The sequence below is a fragment of the Stagnihabitans sp. genome (assembly GCF_964946895.1).
Genome location: NZ_CBBQHX010000019.1, coordinates 1 through 16,998, shown reverse-complemented (window position 1 = coordinate 16,998; position 16,998 = coordinate 1). Strand labels below are relative to the sequence as shown.

Below are 16,998 nucleotides of genomic sequence, written 5' to 3'. Positions count from 1 at the left end.
CTCAGCGCCCCAGAATGGATTTCAGAACCCGGCGCAGATCAGCCGCAGGCTGTTCGGTGACAGCATCTGACCGCCACGCCACATGGTGATCCGGCCGCACCAGCACGGCACCTGAATCCGACACCTCGCGCGCCCGCGCCCAGTCGCCGGTATGATCCAGCCACGCCCGCCGAGGGCCAATCAACCGCACGTCAACCGTGATCCCCAATTCGGCGCCGACCGTTTTCGCAGCCTCTGCCCAGGCCTCCCCGCCAATCCCGGTGAAAATCGCAAATCGCCCATGCCCACACAGGTCCAGCGTCGAGTGCTTCTTGCCGGTCGCATCGAACAGCCAGACATGCGGCACCCTTGCCCCCGGCCAAGTCGTCGGCTGATAGTGCAGTTCGGCATCCAGCTCAAACGCCGGCTCCATCTGGCCATCCGTCACCACGGCGGCTGATCGGTAGCGCTGGTTCATCTCGACCCCATGCGCGTCAAACTCGTACTTCTTGAAAGCAATCGCATCGCGGATCGCCGCCCGCTGCTTTTCCGCCGCCGCCGTCGCATCAGCCCGCGCATCCATGTTGGCGCGGATCTTGTCGTAATCCATGCCCCCGGTCATGCCCAAGGCGCCAAAAATCGGCCCAAACTCGCCGATCGACTGGTTGGCCCGCGTCACGATCTGCCGCGCCACCGGGGCGCGTTCCACGGTGTAGCTGTCCAGCAATGAGGGCGCTGCCTGCCCCTTCACCACCATCGCCAGCTTCCACGCAAGGTTGAAGCTGTCCTGGATCGAGGTGTTCGACCCCAAGCCATTCGATGGCGGATGCCGGTGTGCGGCGTCGCCCATGATGAAGACCCGGCCATTCTGCATGTCGGTGGCGAACATGTTGTTCACCGTCCAGGTGTTGGCGCTGATCAGCTCGATCTCCAGCTCTGGATCGCCCACCAGTTGCCGCGCCACCTGGGTGGCCATCGCCGCATCCACCACCGGGGCGGGCTGGTTGATGTCATAGCCCCAGACGATCAGCCACTCATTCCACGGCCTGACCATCCGCACCAGCCCCATGCCGATGCCGCCCACATTCGCGCCCGGCTGCATCACCCAGTACAGAACCGAGGGCCTGTGGGCGACGTATTTGGAAAGGTCAGCCCGGAACAGGATGTTCATCGAGCCGCCAACCCCCATCTTGCCCTCGAACGGCAGGCCAGCCTGTTCGGCCACCAGCGAATTCCCGCCATCCGCACCGACCAGATACTTCGACCGGACGGTGAATTCCTTGCCCGTCAGCTTGTCGCGGCAGGTTGTCGTCACACCCGTATCATCCTGCAGATGATGCAGATATTCGACACTCATCCGGCCTTGCGTGCCGCGCTGGCAGGCGGTCTTGAACAGCAAGGGCTCCATGAAGGTCTGCGGCAGGTCGTTCATTTCGCAGGGCGAAGACAACAGATGCTCTGCCTTCGACATCGGATGGGTGCCCCACGAATTCATCCGGCCAATCTCTTCGCCCGCAAGGCTGACGCAGAAGATGTTCTCGCCCATCTTCTCCTGCGGTGTGGCAAACAGATAGGCCTCGTCCTCCACATCCCGTCCCAGATCGCGCAGCACCTCCATGCAGCGCTGGTTGGTGATATGGGCGCGCGGCGTGTTGGCCAGCCAGCGATAGCGGTTGACCACCATGTTATCGACGCCATAGCTGGAAAGCAGCGCCGCCGTGGCCGAGCCCGCCGGGCCAGAGCCGATGATAAGAACGTCCGTCGTAATGTCAGCCATGGTGTCCTCCCTGTGGTTGGTCCCCGGCCCAGGCGGCCTGCAGCAGCGCCAGAAGGTCTGCCTGTTCCACCGGTCGAGGGTTCCAATATGCGTTTTGCGTGGCGATCTCTGCCGCCCGCGTCAGATCTTCTTCTTTCATCCCCAAAGACCGAAGGCTCGTCGGCGCCCCCAGCACCTTGGCAAAATCCCAAAGCCCAAGGCCCGGCGTGGCGCAGCCCAGAACCCCCGCCAGGGGCGCCAGAAGGTCCGCCACCCCCGCCGCGTTGAAGGCCGCCGCATGCGGCAGGATCACGGCATGCGTCTCGGCATGCGGCAGATCGAAACTGCCGCCCAGAACGTGGCACAGCTTGTGATGCAGGCTCATCCCCACCTGCCCCAGAACCAGCCCGCACAGGAACGCGCCATATTGGCTTTGGCTGCGGGCCGTCAGATCGCCCGGATCTTGCCTGACCTGCGGCAGGCTTTTCACCATCGCCTCAAGGCCCTGCAGGGCCAGCGTCGTGGTCAGCGGGTTGCGGTCCTGCGCATAAAGCGCCTCCACCGCATGGGCCATCGCATTCAACCCCGAGGTCACCGAAACCGCAACCGGCAGCCCGGTGATCAGCCGAGGGTCATAGACAACCGCCTCTGGCTGCACCTTGGGATCGGTGATCGTCGTCTTGCGGCCAGCTTCAGTCTGGCCCAGAATCGCCGTCACCTCTGACCCCGCATAGGTCGTCGGCACCGCAATCTGTGGCAAATCCGTGCGCAGCGCCAAGGCCTTGCCCAGCCCTGTGACCGATCCGCCGCCAAACGACACCAAAGCATCCGCGTCCAGGGCCATAACCTCGGCCAAGGCCGCCTCTGTCACCTCCACCGGCGTATGCATCTGCGCCAGCGCCACCGTGCCCACCACCCGCGCGCCCACCTGCGTGCCAAATGCCCGCGCGGCCGCGCCATGGCCCGGCGTGCCCAGCACCACGGCGCGGCGCAGGCCCATGGCCTCCAGCTCCGCCGCCACCGCTGGGGCCGCGGGCGTCCCAAAGCGCAGGCGCATCGGGGCAAATCGCAATGCGAAGGCCGCAACGTCGGTCATGGGTTACCTCCCACCGCAAGGCTAGCCTGCAAGAACGCGGAACTTGATCGGAAAGCAAGAAGCTTATATACCTTGAAGTTATGAAAATAGACCCGCGCCAACTGGAAATCCTCGCCGCCATCGTCGAGGCCGGGGGCCTGACCGAAGGCGCGGCGGCCTTGGGCAAATCGCAGCCCTCGCTCTCCCGCTCGGTCGCCGCGTTGGAGGCGCGGTTGGGCAGTCCCCTGTTCCTGCCCAACCGCCGCCCGCTGCAACCGACCGAACTGGGCGCAAGGCTGGCCGAGGAAGGCCGCCGCATCCTGCAGGCGGGCCAAGCCGCAGCCCAAGCCGTGCAAAGCTTCAAGGTCGGCAAGGCCGGGGCCGTCCGCATGGCCGGCACCCCGGTCTTCATGGACGGCGTCATCGTCTCGATGATCGCCGGGTTCCAGGCGCAAAACCCCGATGTCCGCATCGAGCAAAGCTACGGCTACGCCCCCGACCTGTCCGAGCGTGTTCTGTCCGGTGCCCTCGACCTTGCCATCTGCCCCCTGCGCCCGGAAGACCTGCCCGAGGGCGTGCACTTCGACCCGCTCCTGCCCGGTCGCAATGTCATAGCGGCCCGCGAAGGCCACCCCCTGCTGCACGGCCCCGCTGTCACCGCGGCCGACCTGCAACGCTTTCCCTGGATCTCTCCGCCCACCAACAGCCCGCTTTACGCCGACCTGCAGCGCGTTCTGTCCACGATCAGCGCCGACAAGATCCGCATCAGCTTTTCCGGCGGCAGCCTGTCGGCGGTGATGGGCATGCTTTCGGGCTCAGACAGCCTGACCGTCCTGCCCTATTCGGTGCTGTTCACCCTGCGCCGCCAATACCATGTTGCGGCGCTGCAGGTGAAGATCGAACACCCCGACCGCAAGCTGGGCCTGCTCACCGCCCGCACGGCACTGCAAAGCCCCGCGGCCAAACGCCTGCGCGGCTATATCCTGACCCAGTTCGAAACCCTGTCCGCCACCATCCAGCACCATGAACGGCAATCGCTTTGGCGTCGCTAACCCTTGCGCCGCAACCGCCGCACCAGCGCCGCATCGACAGACGGCGTCACAAACTTCGTCACATCCCCGCCCAGCCGGCAAATCTCTTTCACCAGCTTGGACGCAATCGCCTGGCGCCGCGCATCGGCCATCAAAAACACCGTCTCGATCGACGAATCCATCGCGCGGTTCATGCCAACCATCTGGAATTCATATTCAAAATCCGCCACCGCCCGCAGGCCGCGGATGATGATCCCCGCCCCCACATCGCGGGCGCAGTCGATCAGCAGGTTCTCGAACGGATGCACCACAATCTCGCCGCCGACGCGGGCTGCGATTTCGCGGCACTCCTCCTCCACCATCGCCACCCGCTCCTCCAGCCCGAACAAGGGGGCCTTGTCGCGGTTGATCGCAACGCCGATGACCAGACGGTCCACCATCGCCATGGCGCGCTGGATGATGTCGATGTGACCCAAGGTGATCGGGTCGAAGGTGCCGGGATAAAGGCCGATGCGCATGGGTCCCCTCGCTGACTGGTCTGCCCACGCAACAATAGTGCTTGACCAGACGCAAGAGCCAAAGCGTCACAGCGGGTCAAGCCGGTCAGAAGCCCTTGATCATGCCCTCCAGCGCATCCTTCTCCGCCGCCAGCTCCATCAACCGCGCCTTGACCACGTCGCCGATCGAAATCAGCCCGACCATCTGATCCTTCTCCACCACCGGCATGTGGCGGAACCTGCCCTCTGTCATGATGGCCAGCACCGCATCCGAACTGTCTTGCCGGCTGCAGGTCGTGACCTTGGCTGTCATCAGGCTTTCCACCCGGTCGGTCAGGCAGGCCGGGCCGCGCCGCCCCAATTCCCGCACCACATCGCGCTCGGACACGATGCCCACCACCGCCCGCCCATCGGTCGAGATCACCACCGCCCCGATCCGGCGCGACGACAGCACCTCGGCCAGCTTCGCCACCGTCGTTCCCGGTGGCAGCGTCACAACGCCATCGTCGGATTTTGATTTGAGGATATGACTGACAAGCATGGGAGCCTCCCTTTCCTGTCCTTCCAAATCTGCGCCTATCGCAAGATTCTGTCAAGTTTTATGCAAGCGCAGCAATTTTATTACAATTCGACAAGGCTGGACGAAACACGCCGCAACCGTTACCCAAGACAAAACGCCGAGGTTCCCATGCGCCCTGTTTTCCGTCTTGCCCTTTGCCTGGCTGGCCTGCTGGCCTCTCCCGTTCACGCCGCTGGCACCATCGTCGTCAGCCCGGTCTATGGCCAACTGGTGGCGATAGCCGTGCCCTCCGATTTCAAACCGGGCTTTGAATCCGAGGACAAGGGCTCCTACCTCCTCGAACTCACCCCGAAATCCGAGACGGTCGACGCCTGGACCCAGATGATCACCCTCTCTGGCGGCAAGGGCCTTGCCGGCAAGATCGCCGTCGTCGATGTCGCCACCCAACTGGCGCAGGGCTATCAGGCGGCCTGCCCCAACAGCTTCTCCGCCCGCACCCTGCCGCCGCCCCAGATCAAGGGCGCGACCGAGGTGTTTTCAGGCTACCTCGGCTGCGGCGACACCGGCGGCCAGTCCGAGGCGATGGTGTTTCTGGTCCTCAAAGGGGCGCAAGACATCTACACCGTGCAATGGGCCGAACGCGGCACGGCGCAGGACAAACCGCTCGACGCCGCACCGCCGCTTTGGCGTCCCCGCGCCGACGCGCTGGCCCTGACCCGCGTCTGCGACAAGGTCGCGGGCGAGGCAGCACCCTACCCCTCCTGCACGCAGTAAGCCTCCAGCCGCGCCATCTCGGCCCGCACTTCCGCCGTCAGCAGCGCGGCAAAACGGTTCAGCCGCTCCACCCGCCCGTCGTCGGCATGGCGGATCAGCCAGAACGCCCGCTTCAGGCTGATCTGATCGGGGATCACCCGCACCAACTCCTGCGCCGCCGGCAGGGCGAAGTCATGCACCACCCCCAGCCCTGCGCCATGCCGCAGAAAGTTCAGCTGCACCGAGACCGAGTTTGACGCCAAGGGCGGCGGCCTCACGCCAATCTCGGCCAGATAATCCAGTTCCTTGTCGAAGATCATGTCCGGAATATAGCCCACGAACCGATGGCCCTGCAGATCGCCCGGCCCAAGGATCGGCCCATGCCCCGCCAAATAGGCGCGCGAGGCCGCCAGATGCAGCCGGTAATCCGTCAGCTTCTGCACCGTCAACCGCCCCGCCTCTGGCCGAGACACCCCAATCGCCATGTCCGCCTCGCGTTTCGACAGGTTGAAGACACGCGGCAAGGCGACGATCTGCACCTCCAACCCCGGATTGGCGTCGCAAATCCGCGCCAGAACCTGCGGCAGCAGGTAATTCGCACAGCCATCCGGCGCGCCGATCCGCACCTGCCCCGTCAGCCCCTCCGGCCCGGTCAGCGCCTCTGCAGCCCCCTCCATCGCCGCTTCCGCCCGCTCGGCATGGCCCAGCAACCGCGCCCCCTCCTCGGACAGCGCATAGCCCTGCGGCCCCTTGGCAAAAAGCCGCGCCCCCATGGCATCCTCCAGCCGGGCAATCCGCCGCCCCACCGTCGCCGGATCAATCTTCAACCCCCGCCCCGCCGCCGACAGGCTTTCCGTCCGCGCCACCGCAAGGAAGATCCGCACGTCATCCCAATCCATCGCAACACCCCCGCCGGACAGGCGCGCCCCATCCCTGCAATTCTGCAAAGCCCTTTTGAAATCTTGCCCCTGTTCTCCGCATTTCCGCAAGACTATTGTCACCGCAACAGATGGAGGACGCCATGAAAGAAATCGGTCACTGGATCAACGGCAAGCATGTTCCCGGCACGTCGGGCAAGTTCGCCGATGTCTTCAACCCCGCCACCGGCGACGTGCAGGCCCGCGTGGCCCTTGCCACCAAGGCAGAACTTGACGCCGCCACCGCCGATGCGGCACTGGCCCAAGTCAAGTGGGGCGCCACCAACCCGCAGCGCCGCGCCCGCGTGATGATGGAATTCGTCCGCCTGCTGAACCGCGACATGGAAAAGCTGGCGCAGGCCCTCTCCTCCGAGCATGGCAAGACCGTCCCCGACGCCAAGGGCGACATCCAGCGCGGCCTTGAAGTGATCGAGTTCTGCATCGGCGCCCCGCACCTGCTGAAGGGTGAATTCACCGACAGCGCCGGCCCCGGCATCGACATGTACTCCATGCGCCAGCCGATCGGTGTCGCCGCCGGCATCACCCCTTTCAACTTCCCCGCCATGATCCCGCTCTGGAAAATGGGCCCGGCCTTGGCTTGCGGCAACGCCTTCATCCTGAAGCCCTCGGAACGTGACCCCTCCGTGCCGCTGATGCTGGCCGAGCTTTTCAAGGAAGCTGGCCTGCCCGATGGCGTGCTGCAGGTCGTCAACGGCGACAAGGTCTCGGTCGATGCCATCCTCGACAATCCGCAAATCGCGGGCATCGGCTTTGTCGGCTCGACCCCGATCGCCGAATACATCTACGCCCGTGGCACCGCGAACGGCAAACGCGTGCAGTGCTTCGGGGGCGCCAAGAACCACATGATCATCATGCCAGACGCCGACATGGACCTTGCCGCTGACGCCCTTGTGGGTGCCGGCTACGGGGCTGCGGGCGAGCGTTGCATGGCCATCTCGGTCGCCGTTCCGGTCGGCGATGAAACCGCCGACCGCCTGATCGCCAAGCTGATCCCGCGGATCGAGAAGCTGAAGGTCGGCCCCTACACCGCCGGCAACGATGTCGATTACGGCCCCGTCGTCACCGCTGCCGCCAAGGCCAACATCCTGCGTCTGGTCGAATCCGGTGTGGCTGCTGGGGCCAAGCTGGTCGTCGATGGCCGCAACTTCAAACTGCAAGGCTATGAAGACGGCTTCTTCGTCGGCCCGCACCTGTTCGACCACGTCACCTCGGACATGGAAATCTACCGCAAGGAGATCTTCGGGCCGGTCCTGTCGACCGTCCGCGCCAAGACCTACGAGGAAGCCCTCAAACTCGCGATGGACCACGAATACGGCAACGGCACCGCGATCTTCACCCGCGATGGCGACACCGCCCGAGATTTCGCCAACCGCGTCAACGTCGGCATGATCGGCATCAACGTGCCGATCCCGGTGCCGCTGGCCTACCACACCTTCGGCGGCTGGAAGAAATCGGCCTTCGGTGACCTGAACCAGCACGGGCCCGACAGCTTCCGCTTCTACACCCGCACCAAGACCATCACCTCGCGCTGGCCTTCGGGCATCAAAGAGGGGGCAAGCCTCAACTTCAAGCAGATGGACTGAGGCTTCGGCCCCGTCCCGGCGCCGGATGCTCCCCCGGCGCCCAAGGCCACCCTGCGGGGTGGCCTTTTCGTTTCTGTTCAAAACGCTTGCAGGGCTTTGCCCCATGGGTGCCCCGGTCTCTCCCTGATCAAGACTAGATGTTGACACAATAAAGATGTCTTGTGGCCGAACAGGAAGAGCTGAGGGGGGCTATCATGTTCAGCCGCAACATCACCACCTTTGACCGCAATCTGCGCATCGCCGCCGGCCTGATGCTGGACATGTGGTTCTTTTCCGGCTGGCTGGATGGTTCGTTGCGCTGGGCGATCGGCATCCTCTGCATCCTCTTGCTCAGCACCGCCTCGGCCAGCTATTGCCCGCTTTACAACCTGCGGCACCTGATCCACCGGGCGCTGGCCTCCAAGGCCCACGACAACTGACGCGCCCGCCTGACGCCAACATCGGCGCATGAAAAAGGGGGCGTCACCGCCCCCTTTTGTCTTTCATCAGACCGGCACAGCCTCAGATGATGCCCGCCTCATCGGCCCGCCGGGCCTCGGCCTCGCGCGCGGCCTCAACCGTCGCGGCCCGTCTGCGGCGGATCTCATAGATCACCGCCATCGAGAAGGTCACCAGAATCAGCAGCAGCGCCAAGGCATTGATCGACGGCGTGATCCCCGCCCGCACCTTGGAGAACACATAGACCGTCAAGGTCTGCGAGGTGCCACGGGTGAACAGCGTGATGTTGAAGTTCTCGATCGACTGGAAGAAGGCAATCGCCGCCCCCGCGCCAATCGCCGGGTACAGATGCGGCAAAAGGATGCGGCGCATCACCTGCGAATGGCTGGCGCCCAGGTCCAGTGCCGCCTCCTCAAGGTTCTCGTCAAAGCTTTGCAGCCTTGCCAGAACCATCAGCATCACGAAAGCCGCAATGTAGCTGACCTGACCCAACACCGACAGATGCAGACCCGTCGGCACGTTCAGCTTGTTCCAGAACAGGATCGTCGAAATCCCGATCACCGCCCCCGGCGCCAGAACCGGCGCCACCATGACGCCATACAGGATCGAGCGCGTCTTGCCCTTGATCGAGTTGATCACGATGGCCGCCGCCGTGCCAATCGGCACCGCCAGAACCACCACGGCCAAGGCCACAAGGATGGTGTTGCTGAACGACGACCACATCGTGCTGTCGTTCCACAGGTCGATGAACCAGCGATCCGTCAGCCCCTTCCACGGATAGACCGAGGGCAGTTTGCTGTCGTTGAACGCTGCCCCGCCCATCAGCGCCAAGGGCACCAGCAGATAGACCAGAAAGGCCGCCATGTAGATGTTGTAAAAGGTCCGGCGCAGTTTGTCCGTCATGATCCAGCCCTCCCCTTATTTCGCAATATCAGTCAGCTGGACCTTGAAGATCCACATGACCAAAGACACGAAAACCGTGCAGAGGATCAGGAACAGGAAGGAATAGGCCGCCCCGGTGTTCCAGTCCTGGCTTTCCAGCATCCATTGCTGGATGGTCTGGGTGAACCACAGGCTCGACGGAGAGCCCAGCAGCGCGGGCACCAGCAAGGACCCTGCCGACAGCATGAACACCATCACCGCACCCGAGGCGATGCCCGGCTTGGCATGCGGCAGGATCACCCGCCAATGCGTCCGCCACCACGGGCTGCCCAGATCCTGCGCTGCCTCGATCTGGTTGGTGTCCAGCGACTGGATGGCGTTGTAGATCGGGAACACCATGAACAGCACATAGGTATAGACCAGCCCGATGATGATGGCCTGATAACCCGCAATCCAGCGCACCGGCTGATCCAGAATGCCCATGCCCATCAGAACCGCATTCAGCGGCCCCTTCAGCGCCAGAATGATCCACCACGCAAAGGACCGCAGCACTTCCGACACCCACAACGGCACGAACAGCAGCAGGAACAGCGTCGGCAGCGACTTGGGGCTGACCACCTTTGCCAGATAGAAGGCCAGGGGATAGGCCACGACGAAAGTGATCACCGTCACCATCGTCGAGTAATAGATCGTCCCGAAGAAGATCTTCACATGGATCGGCACCTGAACATTGATCCCGAAGAAATCCGTGTCGGTGCTGTTGGCAAAGAACTTCGCGTAGTTGTTCAGCGAGTAGAAGTCCTTGGGCCCGCCCACATCCACCACCGGCAGATAGGGGCGGAAGCTGGCCTCGAACAGGGTGATATTGGGCAGGATCACCAGCATCAACAGCCAGAAGGCCGTCAGCAGCATGAAGGCGCCGGTTAACGTCGGGCCATAGCGACGCAGAAGGTCATCCATCCGGTCATTCCCCTCGCGTCAGGCCATCAGGCAGGATCGAGGCGCGCTCGGCGGCAAAGCTCATGTAAAGCTTGTCACCGGGTGCCGGAATGGCGCTGGACCCGTCGTTGCGCAGTTCGGCCACCAGCTCCGCCCCGGTGTCGGACACCCCATGCACCGAGATGAAGTTGCCCTCGAACGCCACATCCGTCACCGTCGCCGCAAGGCTGTTCTCGGCCCCCGGCGTGGCAGAGATGATCGTGTGCTCGGGCCGCACATACAGCTTCATATCCTTGCCCTCGGTCGTGTTGACCCGGGCCCGGAAGCTGCCATGCACCGTGTCAAACCGCGCCATGCCGCCGCCCACAGACCCGACAGAGCCCGCGAAGATGTTGTTCTCGCCCACGAAAGACGCCACGAACCCGTTTGACGGGGTGTTGTAGATGTCACGCGGATTGGCCACCTGCTGCAGGCGCCCCTGCGACATGACGCCGACCCGGTCCGACATGGCCAAAGCCTCGCCCTGATCATGGGTGATGTAGATGAAGGTCACGCCCGTGCGCTTTTGAATGGCGCGCAGTTCCGCCCGCATATGCTGGCGCAGCTTCAGGTCCAAAGCCGACAAGGGCTCATCCAGCAGCATCACCGACGGCTCCACCGCCAGCGCGCGCGCAATTGCCACCCGTTGCTTCTGGCCGCCCGACAGCTGGCTGACCATCTTGTCCGCCGCCCCCGGCAAGTCCACCAGCCGCAGCAATTCCTCGGCCTTGGCCCGGCGCTCGGTCTTGCCGACGCCGCGCACTTCCAGCCCAAACGAGATATTCTCCCAGATCGGCATCAGCGGAAACAGCGCCAGATTCTGAAAGATCAGCGCGGTTGGCCGCTGGTTGGGGCGCTGCCCCTTCATATCCTTGTCCCCGATGCGGATCACCCCCGAAGACGGGTCGGTGAACCCCGAGATCATGCGCAGAATGGTGGTCTTGCCACAGCCCGACGGCCCGAGGAAGGAAAAGAATTCCCCCGGCTTGATCGAGACGTTCACATGGTCCACGGCGCGAAAGCTGCCAAAGTCGCAGCAGACATTATCCAGATCAATACCGGCGCTCATCGGTTTGTCGTTCCCTGTTGGTCGTTTCTTGTGATTGCGGCTGCAGTCGCCGCTAATGCCACGCCGGGCCCCAAGGGGCCCGGCGCAACCTTCTCAAGCGTTAAGCTCAAGCAGCCTTGTACTTGTCGGCATATTCGCCGCGCTTGGCAACGAATTCAGCCGATTGCGACGGCCACCACCACAGGGCCTTGGAGGTCGCTTCGGTCAGGAACGCGCCGTAGAACTTGGCGACGTCCGGGCCCATCTTGTCGTAACCCGCCTTGTTGACCGGGTTGGCCGAGAAGGCCGTCGCCCAGCCAGCCGACCCATCCGGGCCAGAGACGAACTTGGCGAATTCATGCGCCTGATCGACGTTGGCGGCGTTCTTCATCAGCACGAAGCCTTGGTTCCAGGCGTAAGCGCCTTCAACCGGGGCGACATAGGCATAGCCGTCATTGCGCAGGTTGTAGCCGGTCGAGTCCCAGCACTGGCCCAGCGTCGCGCCGTTGTCGGCGAAGCCGGCGTGGGCGTCGTTCTCGCCCGACCACCACTGAACCACGTTCTTCTTGTTCTTGATCGCGAAGTCCAGCGCGATGTCCCACAGTTGGGTCATCTTGGCCATGTCGGTGTAGCCGTCCAGCCACGGGAAGGGCAGCTTGCCTTGGGCTTCCAGATAACGACCGGCCGAAGCCAGTGCCGAGTGCGGACGCACGACGACCTGGTTTTCCGGCTTGAACAGATCGCCCAGCGACGGCGGGGTCGACAGCTTGGCGCTGTCGGACTTCACGACCAGCGCTTCGGTGCCCCAGTTCGACGGCGCGAAGAACAGCTTGCCGTCCACGCGGGCCAGCTTCTCGGCATTGCCATCGATCAGACCCGGCAGGTAGTTCGCCAGTTCCAGCTTCTTGTCGTCCCAAGCCTGGATCAGGCCGTTGGAATTCCACGCCGAAACGCGGTCAACGGTCGGTTCGGTCACGTCGACGCCGCCGGACTGGATCGCAACCTTGGCCTGCGCGAACATCGAGTCCTGCTCGGGTTGTTCGGTGAAGTTCACCTTGATGCCGGTGGCAGCGGTGAAGGCCGGAACGATCTTGTCCTTCAGGTCGGGATAGCCGGCCCAGCCCATGAAATTCAGCTCGCCCGAAGAGGCCAGCGCCTTGGAGGAAATCAGCGCCGGAGCAGCCAGTGCCCCCACGCCCGCCGCGGTGGTCTTCATGAAGCCACGACGGCTGATGGTGTTCTTGTTGGTCACGTCAGTCTCCCTTTGTTGCTCCGCTTGCGCGGAAATCGACCGGGGTCATGGCTCGCCTGCCCACGCAGACGGGCCGGCCCCGTTCTTGAAGAATGGTCATGCACCCGCAACACGATAGATTTGTGACAGAGGCACACCCTTCCTGCGGCGAACCTTACTCTGTCATATGGCCTCTGTGTCAACTGCACTGTTACAAAGCAAAAGTCTCCGATCGGTTATTTTGCGTACAAATACGACAACCGGGCATAAAACGCCGCTTTGACGCTGCAGGGCGACATCGGACGCCGGGGCAAGGCTTCGCCGGTGGCGCGCAATTTCAGCACGGGCCAAACCGACCCGGCATATTCCGTGCAGCGACAGGCCCCGCCCCGAAATCCAATTCTCCGCCCGCCGCTGAGTCGCCAAAATCGCCGCCCCTTGCCCCTTCATTCAGGTCCAAATATCCCGGGGGTGCGGGGGCTGGCCCCCGCCCTTCGCCGTGTGCCGGGGCTGGCCCGACGCTCAGTCCAGCGTCCGGCGATAGCGCAGCAGGGCCGCCAGCACGATCACCGCCATGATCGCCGCAATCCCCGCCATGTCCTGCCGCACATCCCAGACCCCGGCCCCCTTCAGCATCACCTTGCGCGTCAACCGCAGGAAATGCGTCGCCGGAATGGCCGCGCCTATCGCCTGCGCCCAGCCCGGCATTCCGGCAAAGGGAAACATGAACCCCGACAACAGGATCGACGGCATCAGCGTGAAGAAGGACAGCTGCATCGCCTGCATCTGGCTGCGCGCCAGCGTCGAGATCAGGAACCCCAGCGCCAGATTGGCCACGATATAGAGGTTGAACCCGGCAAAGAACGCCCAAGGGTCACCCAGAAACGGCACCTCGAACACGCCGCGCGCCGCGACCAGAAACACCGCCGTCTGCACATAGCCCACCAGCACATAGGGCGAGATCTTGCCCAGCATCACTTCGATCGGCTTCACAGGTGTTGCAAGCAGTGCCTCCATCGTGCCCCGCTCGCTCTCCCGCACGATCGCCACCGCCGTGATCATCACCATCGTCATCGACATGATGATGGCCAAAAGTCCCGGCACGATATTGGTGGCCGTCCTGCCCTCGGGGTTGAAGGACTTGTGCACCACCACCTGCACCGCACTGGCCGCAGCACCCGGCCGCGCCAAAGCCCCCACCAGCGTGTCGCTCAGCGCCCGGTCGACAATCCCGCCCAAAGCCGCCACCGCCGCCCCCGAGGCCGAGGGGTCGCTGGCATCGGCATCCACCAGCACCTCGGGCCGCAACCCGCGCACCACATCCCGCTCAAACCCCACCGGAATCACCACGACGAAATTCGCCCGGCCTTCGCGCAACGCCGTGGCCCCCGCCGCGGGCCCCGTCACAATCCCCTGAAAGTCGAAGTAATCCGATGTCCGCAACCCCTCCAGCACCGCCCGCGTCAGCGGCCCGCTGTCATCCAGTTCCAGCAAGGTCGGCAGATGGTGCGGATCGGCGTTGATGGCAAAACCGAAGATGATCAACTGCATGATCGGAATCCCGATCATCATGACAAAGGTCACCTTGTCGCGCCGCATCTGGATGAATTCCTTCACCAGCACCGCCCAAAGCCGCGCAAAACTCATCTCGGCGCCCCGAAATTGTCCTGCGCCCCCGACATCAGCCAGATGAAGGCCTCCTCCAGGCCACCCTCCAGCTTGCTCCACTGCCCCGGATGCCGCTGCGTCACCGCCAGCAACCCCGCCGCGTCGGGCGAGGAGACATGCAGCACCGCCCCGAACCGTGCGACCTGCGCCACCCCCGGATCGGCCCGCAAAGCCACCTCCAGCGCGCCAATATCGCCGCCTTCCACAACCCAGGTGTGCAACCCCACCATCCGCGGAATCTCCCGCGCGGGCCCACTGATCAGCTTCTTGCCATAAGCGATATAGGCAATGAAATCACACTGCACCGCCTCATCCATATAATGGGTCGACACCAGCACCGTCACACCCCGTGCACTCAGCCGCCGGATTTCATCCCAGAAATCCCGCCGCGCCTTGGGATCGACCCCCGCCGTCGGCTCATCCAGTAGCAGCAGGTCCGGCTCATGCAACATGCACGCGGCAAGGCTCAACCGCTGCTTCCACCCCCCCGACAAACGCCCCGCCAATTGTGAGGCCCGCCCCCCCAGCCCCAGATCCTCCAGCGCCTTGCCAACCCGCACCTTACGATCCTTCATCCGATACATCCGCGCGATGAAATCAAGGTTCTCCCGGATCGTCAGGTCCTCATACAGGCTGAAGCGCTGGGTCATGTACCCGACCCGCTCCTTGATCGCTTGGCTCTGCGTCAGAATGTCCAACCCCAGACAGGTCCCCGCCCCCGCCTCCGGCGTCAGCAAGCCACACATCATCCGGATCGTCGTGGTCTTGCCCGAGCCGTTCGGCCCCAAAAACCCATAGATCGCCCCCTTCGGCACATCCATGTCAAAGCCATCCACCACCGGGCGCCCGTCAAACACCTTGGTCAACCCCCGGACCGAAATGGCAAGTTCGCTCACGCTCGCACCTTCACGGCCCAACCCTCATGGCCCAACCCTCACGGCAAAGCCTCCAGCGTCACCGGCTGTCCCGGCTGCAACCCCGCAGCCCCCTGCACCACCGCCTCGACCCGAAACACCAACCGCCCCCGCTCATCGCGCGAATACAGGATCGGCGGCGTGAACTGCGGCTCGGACCCGACCCGGGTCACCACCGCCACCGCGCCCTGACAGCCATCGCAGGCCACCGACAGCTTCGCCCCCGGCACCACCCCAGCCCGCAGCGCCTCCGGCACAAAGAAGATCGCCTTGATCCGCCCCGGATCAAACAACGCCAGCACCGGCGCCCCCGAGGCAGCCACCTCCCCCACCTGATAGAAACTGCGGTCCAGAATGCCCGAAATCGGCGCCTCCAGCACCCGGTCGGCCAAGGCAATCCGCGCCGCCTCCGCCTGCGCTTCGGCCACCGCCAGCGCCGCCTCCGCCGCCCCCCTTTGGGCCGCGCGCGCCGGCAGTTGCGCCACCGCCAGCTGCGCCGCCAACTGCTCGACCGACGCGGCCGAGGCCACCGCCGCCGCCTTGTCCTGATCGACCTTCGCCGCCGAAACCTGTCCCTGCCCCGCCAGCTGCAAGGTCCGCTCCAGCGTCGCCGCCGCCAGATCGCGGTCGGCCTCCGCCTTCTTCAGACTGGCGCGGATCACCGCAATCTCCGCCTCCCGGCTGCCGGTCGCCAGGTTGTCAAGGTTCGCCTGCGCCTGCGCCACCGCCGCCTCCGCGCCCTGCACCGCCGCCCGCTGCGCCGGATCGTCCAGCCGCGCCAGCACCTGCCCGGCCGTCACCACCGACCCTTCGGCCGCGTCCAGCTCCACGATCCGCCCCGCACTCAACGGCGCCACATAGACGTAATCGGCCTCCAGATACCCGTTGTACCCGGCCGGAGCACTTGCCCCGAACAGCCCGCCCACAAAGCCCAAGACCTCCGCCCAGACCGTCATGGCCGCAACCCCGCCTGCAGAATGGAAATGTGGTTTTCCACCAAAGCCTCCAGCATAAGCCCGCCCGCCGGCTGAACCCCGAACGCCTGCGCCAACAGCACATGCGCCAGAACCGGCCCGATGATCGAGCGCACCGTCAACTCCGGGTCGACCTGCCGGACCTGCCCGGTCTCGATCCCCCGCGCAATGATCTGCCGCAAGGCTGGCAAAACCCGGTCCAGCACCTCTTCCCGGTAGACCTGCGCAATCTCGGGCACGACCGCGGCCTCGCGCAGCACCAGCGCCGGCACCGCCATCACCCCCGGCACCGCCAGCCGCCCCACCACCGCGCGCAGCAAGGCCGCCAGCACCGCCAGGGCCTCTCCCTCCGCGCCCAACGCCATCTCCGCCACCGGCGCCACCGCCCGCCGCACCAGCCCCGCCAGCAGCGCCTTCTTCGACGGGAAGTACAAATAGACCGCCGCCTTCGACAGCCCCGCCGCCCGCGCCACCGCCTCGACCGAGGTTTGCGCAAAGCCCTGCCCGGCAAACAGCCCCAAGGCCGCGTCCAGCACCTCATCGGGCCGCGCCGCCGCCCGCCGCCGAAACTTGGGCTGCCGCCCCGCGCTGATCCCAGCCTCGCTCATCCGCAATAACTAACCGACCAGTCACTTATTTGCAAGCCATCCCCCCTTGTTTGCCCCCCCGCTCTCTGCCCCCTTTCATACTTGTACAAATATCCCCGGGTGGGTCCGGGAGGGCAGGCGGCCCT

At 64.6% G+C, this 16,998-nt stretch carries 17 protein-coding genes; 4 read left to right on the top strand and 13 right to left on the bottom strand.

From position 1 onward, the window contains the following. Nucleotide 1: 1 nt before the first annotated feature. Together AC1Y2B_RS13405 and AC1Y2B_RS13400 are read right to left on the bottom strand one after the other, a co-directional pair. Nucleotides 2-1,756 (bottom strand): FAD-dependent oxidoreductase, encoded by a 1,755-nt coding sequence (locus AC1Y2B_RS13405; protein WP_482253604.1) that lies wholly within the window; start codon nt 1,754-1,756, stop codon nt 2-4. Further along, nucleotides 1,749-2,831: a maleylacetate reductase gene (locus tag AC1Y2B_RS13400; protein ID WP_482253603.1), complete on the bottom strand. Its 1,083-nt coding sequence runs from the start codon at nt 2,829-2,831 to the stop codon at nt 1,749-1,751. Before AC1Y2B_RS13400 ends, AC1Y2B_RS13405 begins: the two co-directional genes overlap by 8 nt. Nucleotides 2,832-2,911: 80 nt before the next feature. Between AC1Y2B_RS13400 and AC1Y2B_RS13395 the strand changes: the two genes are divergently transcribed. Next, nucleotides 2,912-3,862 (top strand): LysR family transcriptional regulator, encoded by a 951-nt coding sequence (locus AC1Y2B_RS13395; protein WP_482253602.1) that lies wholly within the window; start codon nt 2,912-2,914, stop codon nt 3,860-3,862. Here the strand turns inward: AC1Y2B_RS13395 and coaD are convergent. Further along, on the bottom strand, nt 3,859-4,359 hold the full coding sequence (gene coaD, locus AC1Y2B_RS13390; protein WP_482253601.1) for a pantetheine-phosphate adenylyltransferase: 501 nt from the start codon (nt 4,357-4,359) through the stop codon (nt 3,859-3,861). The genes AC1Y2B_RS13395 and coaD overlap by 4 nt on opposite strands. Before the next feature lie 85 nt (nt 4,360-4,444). Further along, nucleotides 4,445-4,879, bottom strand: coding sequence for a CBS domain-containing protein (locus AC1Y2B_RS13385; protein ID WP_482253600.1), 435 nt, complete (start codon nt 4,877-4,879; stop codon nt 4,445-4,447). 147 nt (nt 4,880-5,026) lie between these two features. On the opposite strand from AC1Y2B_RS13385, the gene AC1Y2B_RS13380 reads away from it, so the two are divergent. Further along, on the top strand, nt 5,027-5,632 hold the full coding sequence (locus AC1Y2B_RS13380) for a hypothetical protein (RefSeq protein WP_482253599.1): 606 nt from the start codon (nt 5,027-5,029) through the stop codon (nt 5,630-5,632). Here the strand turns inward: AC1Y2B_RS13380 and AC1Y2B_RS13375 are convergent. Beyond that, a complete protein-coding gene (locus tag AC1Y2B_RS13375; protein ID WP_482253598.1) occupies nt 5,611-6,510 on the bottom strand; it encodes a LysR family transcriptional regulator in 900 nt (299 codons plus the stop codon). The two genes, AC1Y2B_RS13380 and AC1Y2B_RS13375, sit on opposite strands and share 22 nt — an antisense overlap. 122 nt (nt 6,511-6,632) lie before the next feature. Between AC1Y2B_RS13375 and AC1Y2B_RS13370 the strand changes: the two genes are divergently transcribed. Together AC1Y2B_RS13370 and AC1Y2B_RS13365 are read left to right on the top strand one after the other, a co-directional pair. After that, entirely contained in the window at nt 6,633-8,132 is a 1,500-nt protein-coding gene (locus AC1Y2B_RS13370; protein WP_482253597.1) for a CoA-acylating methylmalonate-semialdehyde dehydrogenase, read from the top strand. A gap of 194 nt (nt 8,133-8,326) precedes the next feature. Continuing rightward, a complete protein-coding gene (locus AC1Y2B_RS13365; RefSeq protein WP_482253596.1) occupies nt 8,327-8,551 on the top strand; it encodes a YgaP family membrane protein in 225 nt (74 codons plus the stop codon). An 82-nt stretch (nt 8,552-8,633) separates the two neighbouring features. On the opposite strand, the gene AC1Y2B_RS13360 is transcribed toward AC1Y2B_RS13365, so the two are convergent. From AC1Y2B_RS13360 to AC1Y2B_RS13325, 8 genes are all read right to left on the bottom strand, one after another. Next, nucleotides 8,634-9,473 (bottom strand): ABC transporter permease, encoded by an 840-nt coding sequence (locus AC1Y2B_RS13360; RefSeq protein WP_482253595.1) that lies wholly within the window; start codon nt 9,471-9,473, stop codon nt 8,634-8,636. 15 nt (nt 9,474-9,488) lie between these two features. Further along, on the bottom strand, nt 9,489-10,412 hold the full coding sequence (locus tag AC1Y2B_RS13355; RefSeq protein ID WP_482253594.1) for an ABC transporter permease: 924 nt from the start codon (nt 10,410-10,412) through the stop codon (nt 9,489-9,491). Nucleotides 10,413-10,416: 4 nt separating this feature from the next. Continuing rightward, nucleotides 10,417-11,499, bottom strand: a complete 1,083-nt coding sequence (locus AC1Y2B_RS13350; protein WP_482253593.1) for an ABC transporter ATP-binding protein — start codon at nt 11,497-11,499, stop codon at nt 10,417-10,419. A gap of 106 nt (nt 11,500-11,605) precedes the next feature. After that, nucleotides 11,606-12,730, bottom strand: coding sequence for an extracellular solute-binding protein (locus AC1Y2B_RS13345; RefSeq protein ID WP_482253592.1), 1,125 nt, complete (start codon nt 12,728-12,730; stop codon nt 11,606-11,608). 501 nt (nt 12,731-13,231) lie between these two features. Next, a complete protein-coding gene (locus tag AC1Y2B_RS13340; protein WP_482253591.1) occupies nt 13,232-14,356 on the bottom strand; it encodes an ABC transporter permease in 1,125 nt (374 codons plus the stop codon). Then, nucleotides 14,353-15,273 (bottom strand): ABC transporter ATP-binding protein, encoded by a 921-nt coding sequence (locus tag AC1Y2B_RS13335; RefSeq protein WP_482253590.1) that lies wholly within the window; start codon nt 15,271-15,273, stop codon nt 14,353-14,355. The genes AC1Y2B_RS13340 and AC1Y2B_RS13335 overlap by 4 nt, the downstream gene beginning before the upstream one ends. Before the next feature lie 38 nt (nt 15,274-15,311). Next, nucleotides 15,312-16,247 carry an HlyD family secretion protein gene (locus AC1Y2B_RS13330; protein WP_482253589.1) on the bottom strand — a complete coding sequence of 312 codons (936 nt, stop codon included), beginning with the start codon at nt 16,245-16,247 and terminating at the stop codon, nt 15,312-15,314. Beyond that, complete coding sequence (locus AC1Y2B_RS13325) at nt 16,244-16,873, bottom strand: TetR/AcrR family transcriptional regulator (RefSeq protein ID WP_482253588.1); 630 nt, start codon at nt 16,871-16,873, stop codon at nt 16,244-16,246. Before AC1Y2B_RS13325 ends, AC1Y2B_RS13330 begins: the two co-directional genes overlap by 4 nt. Nucleotides 16,874-16,998: the final 125 nt, after the last annotated feature.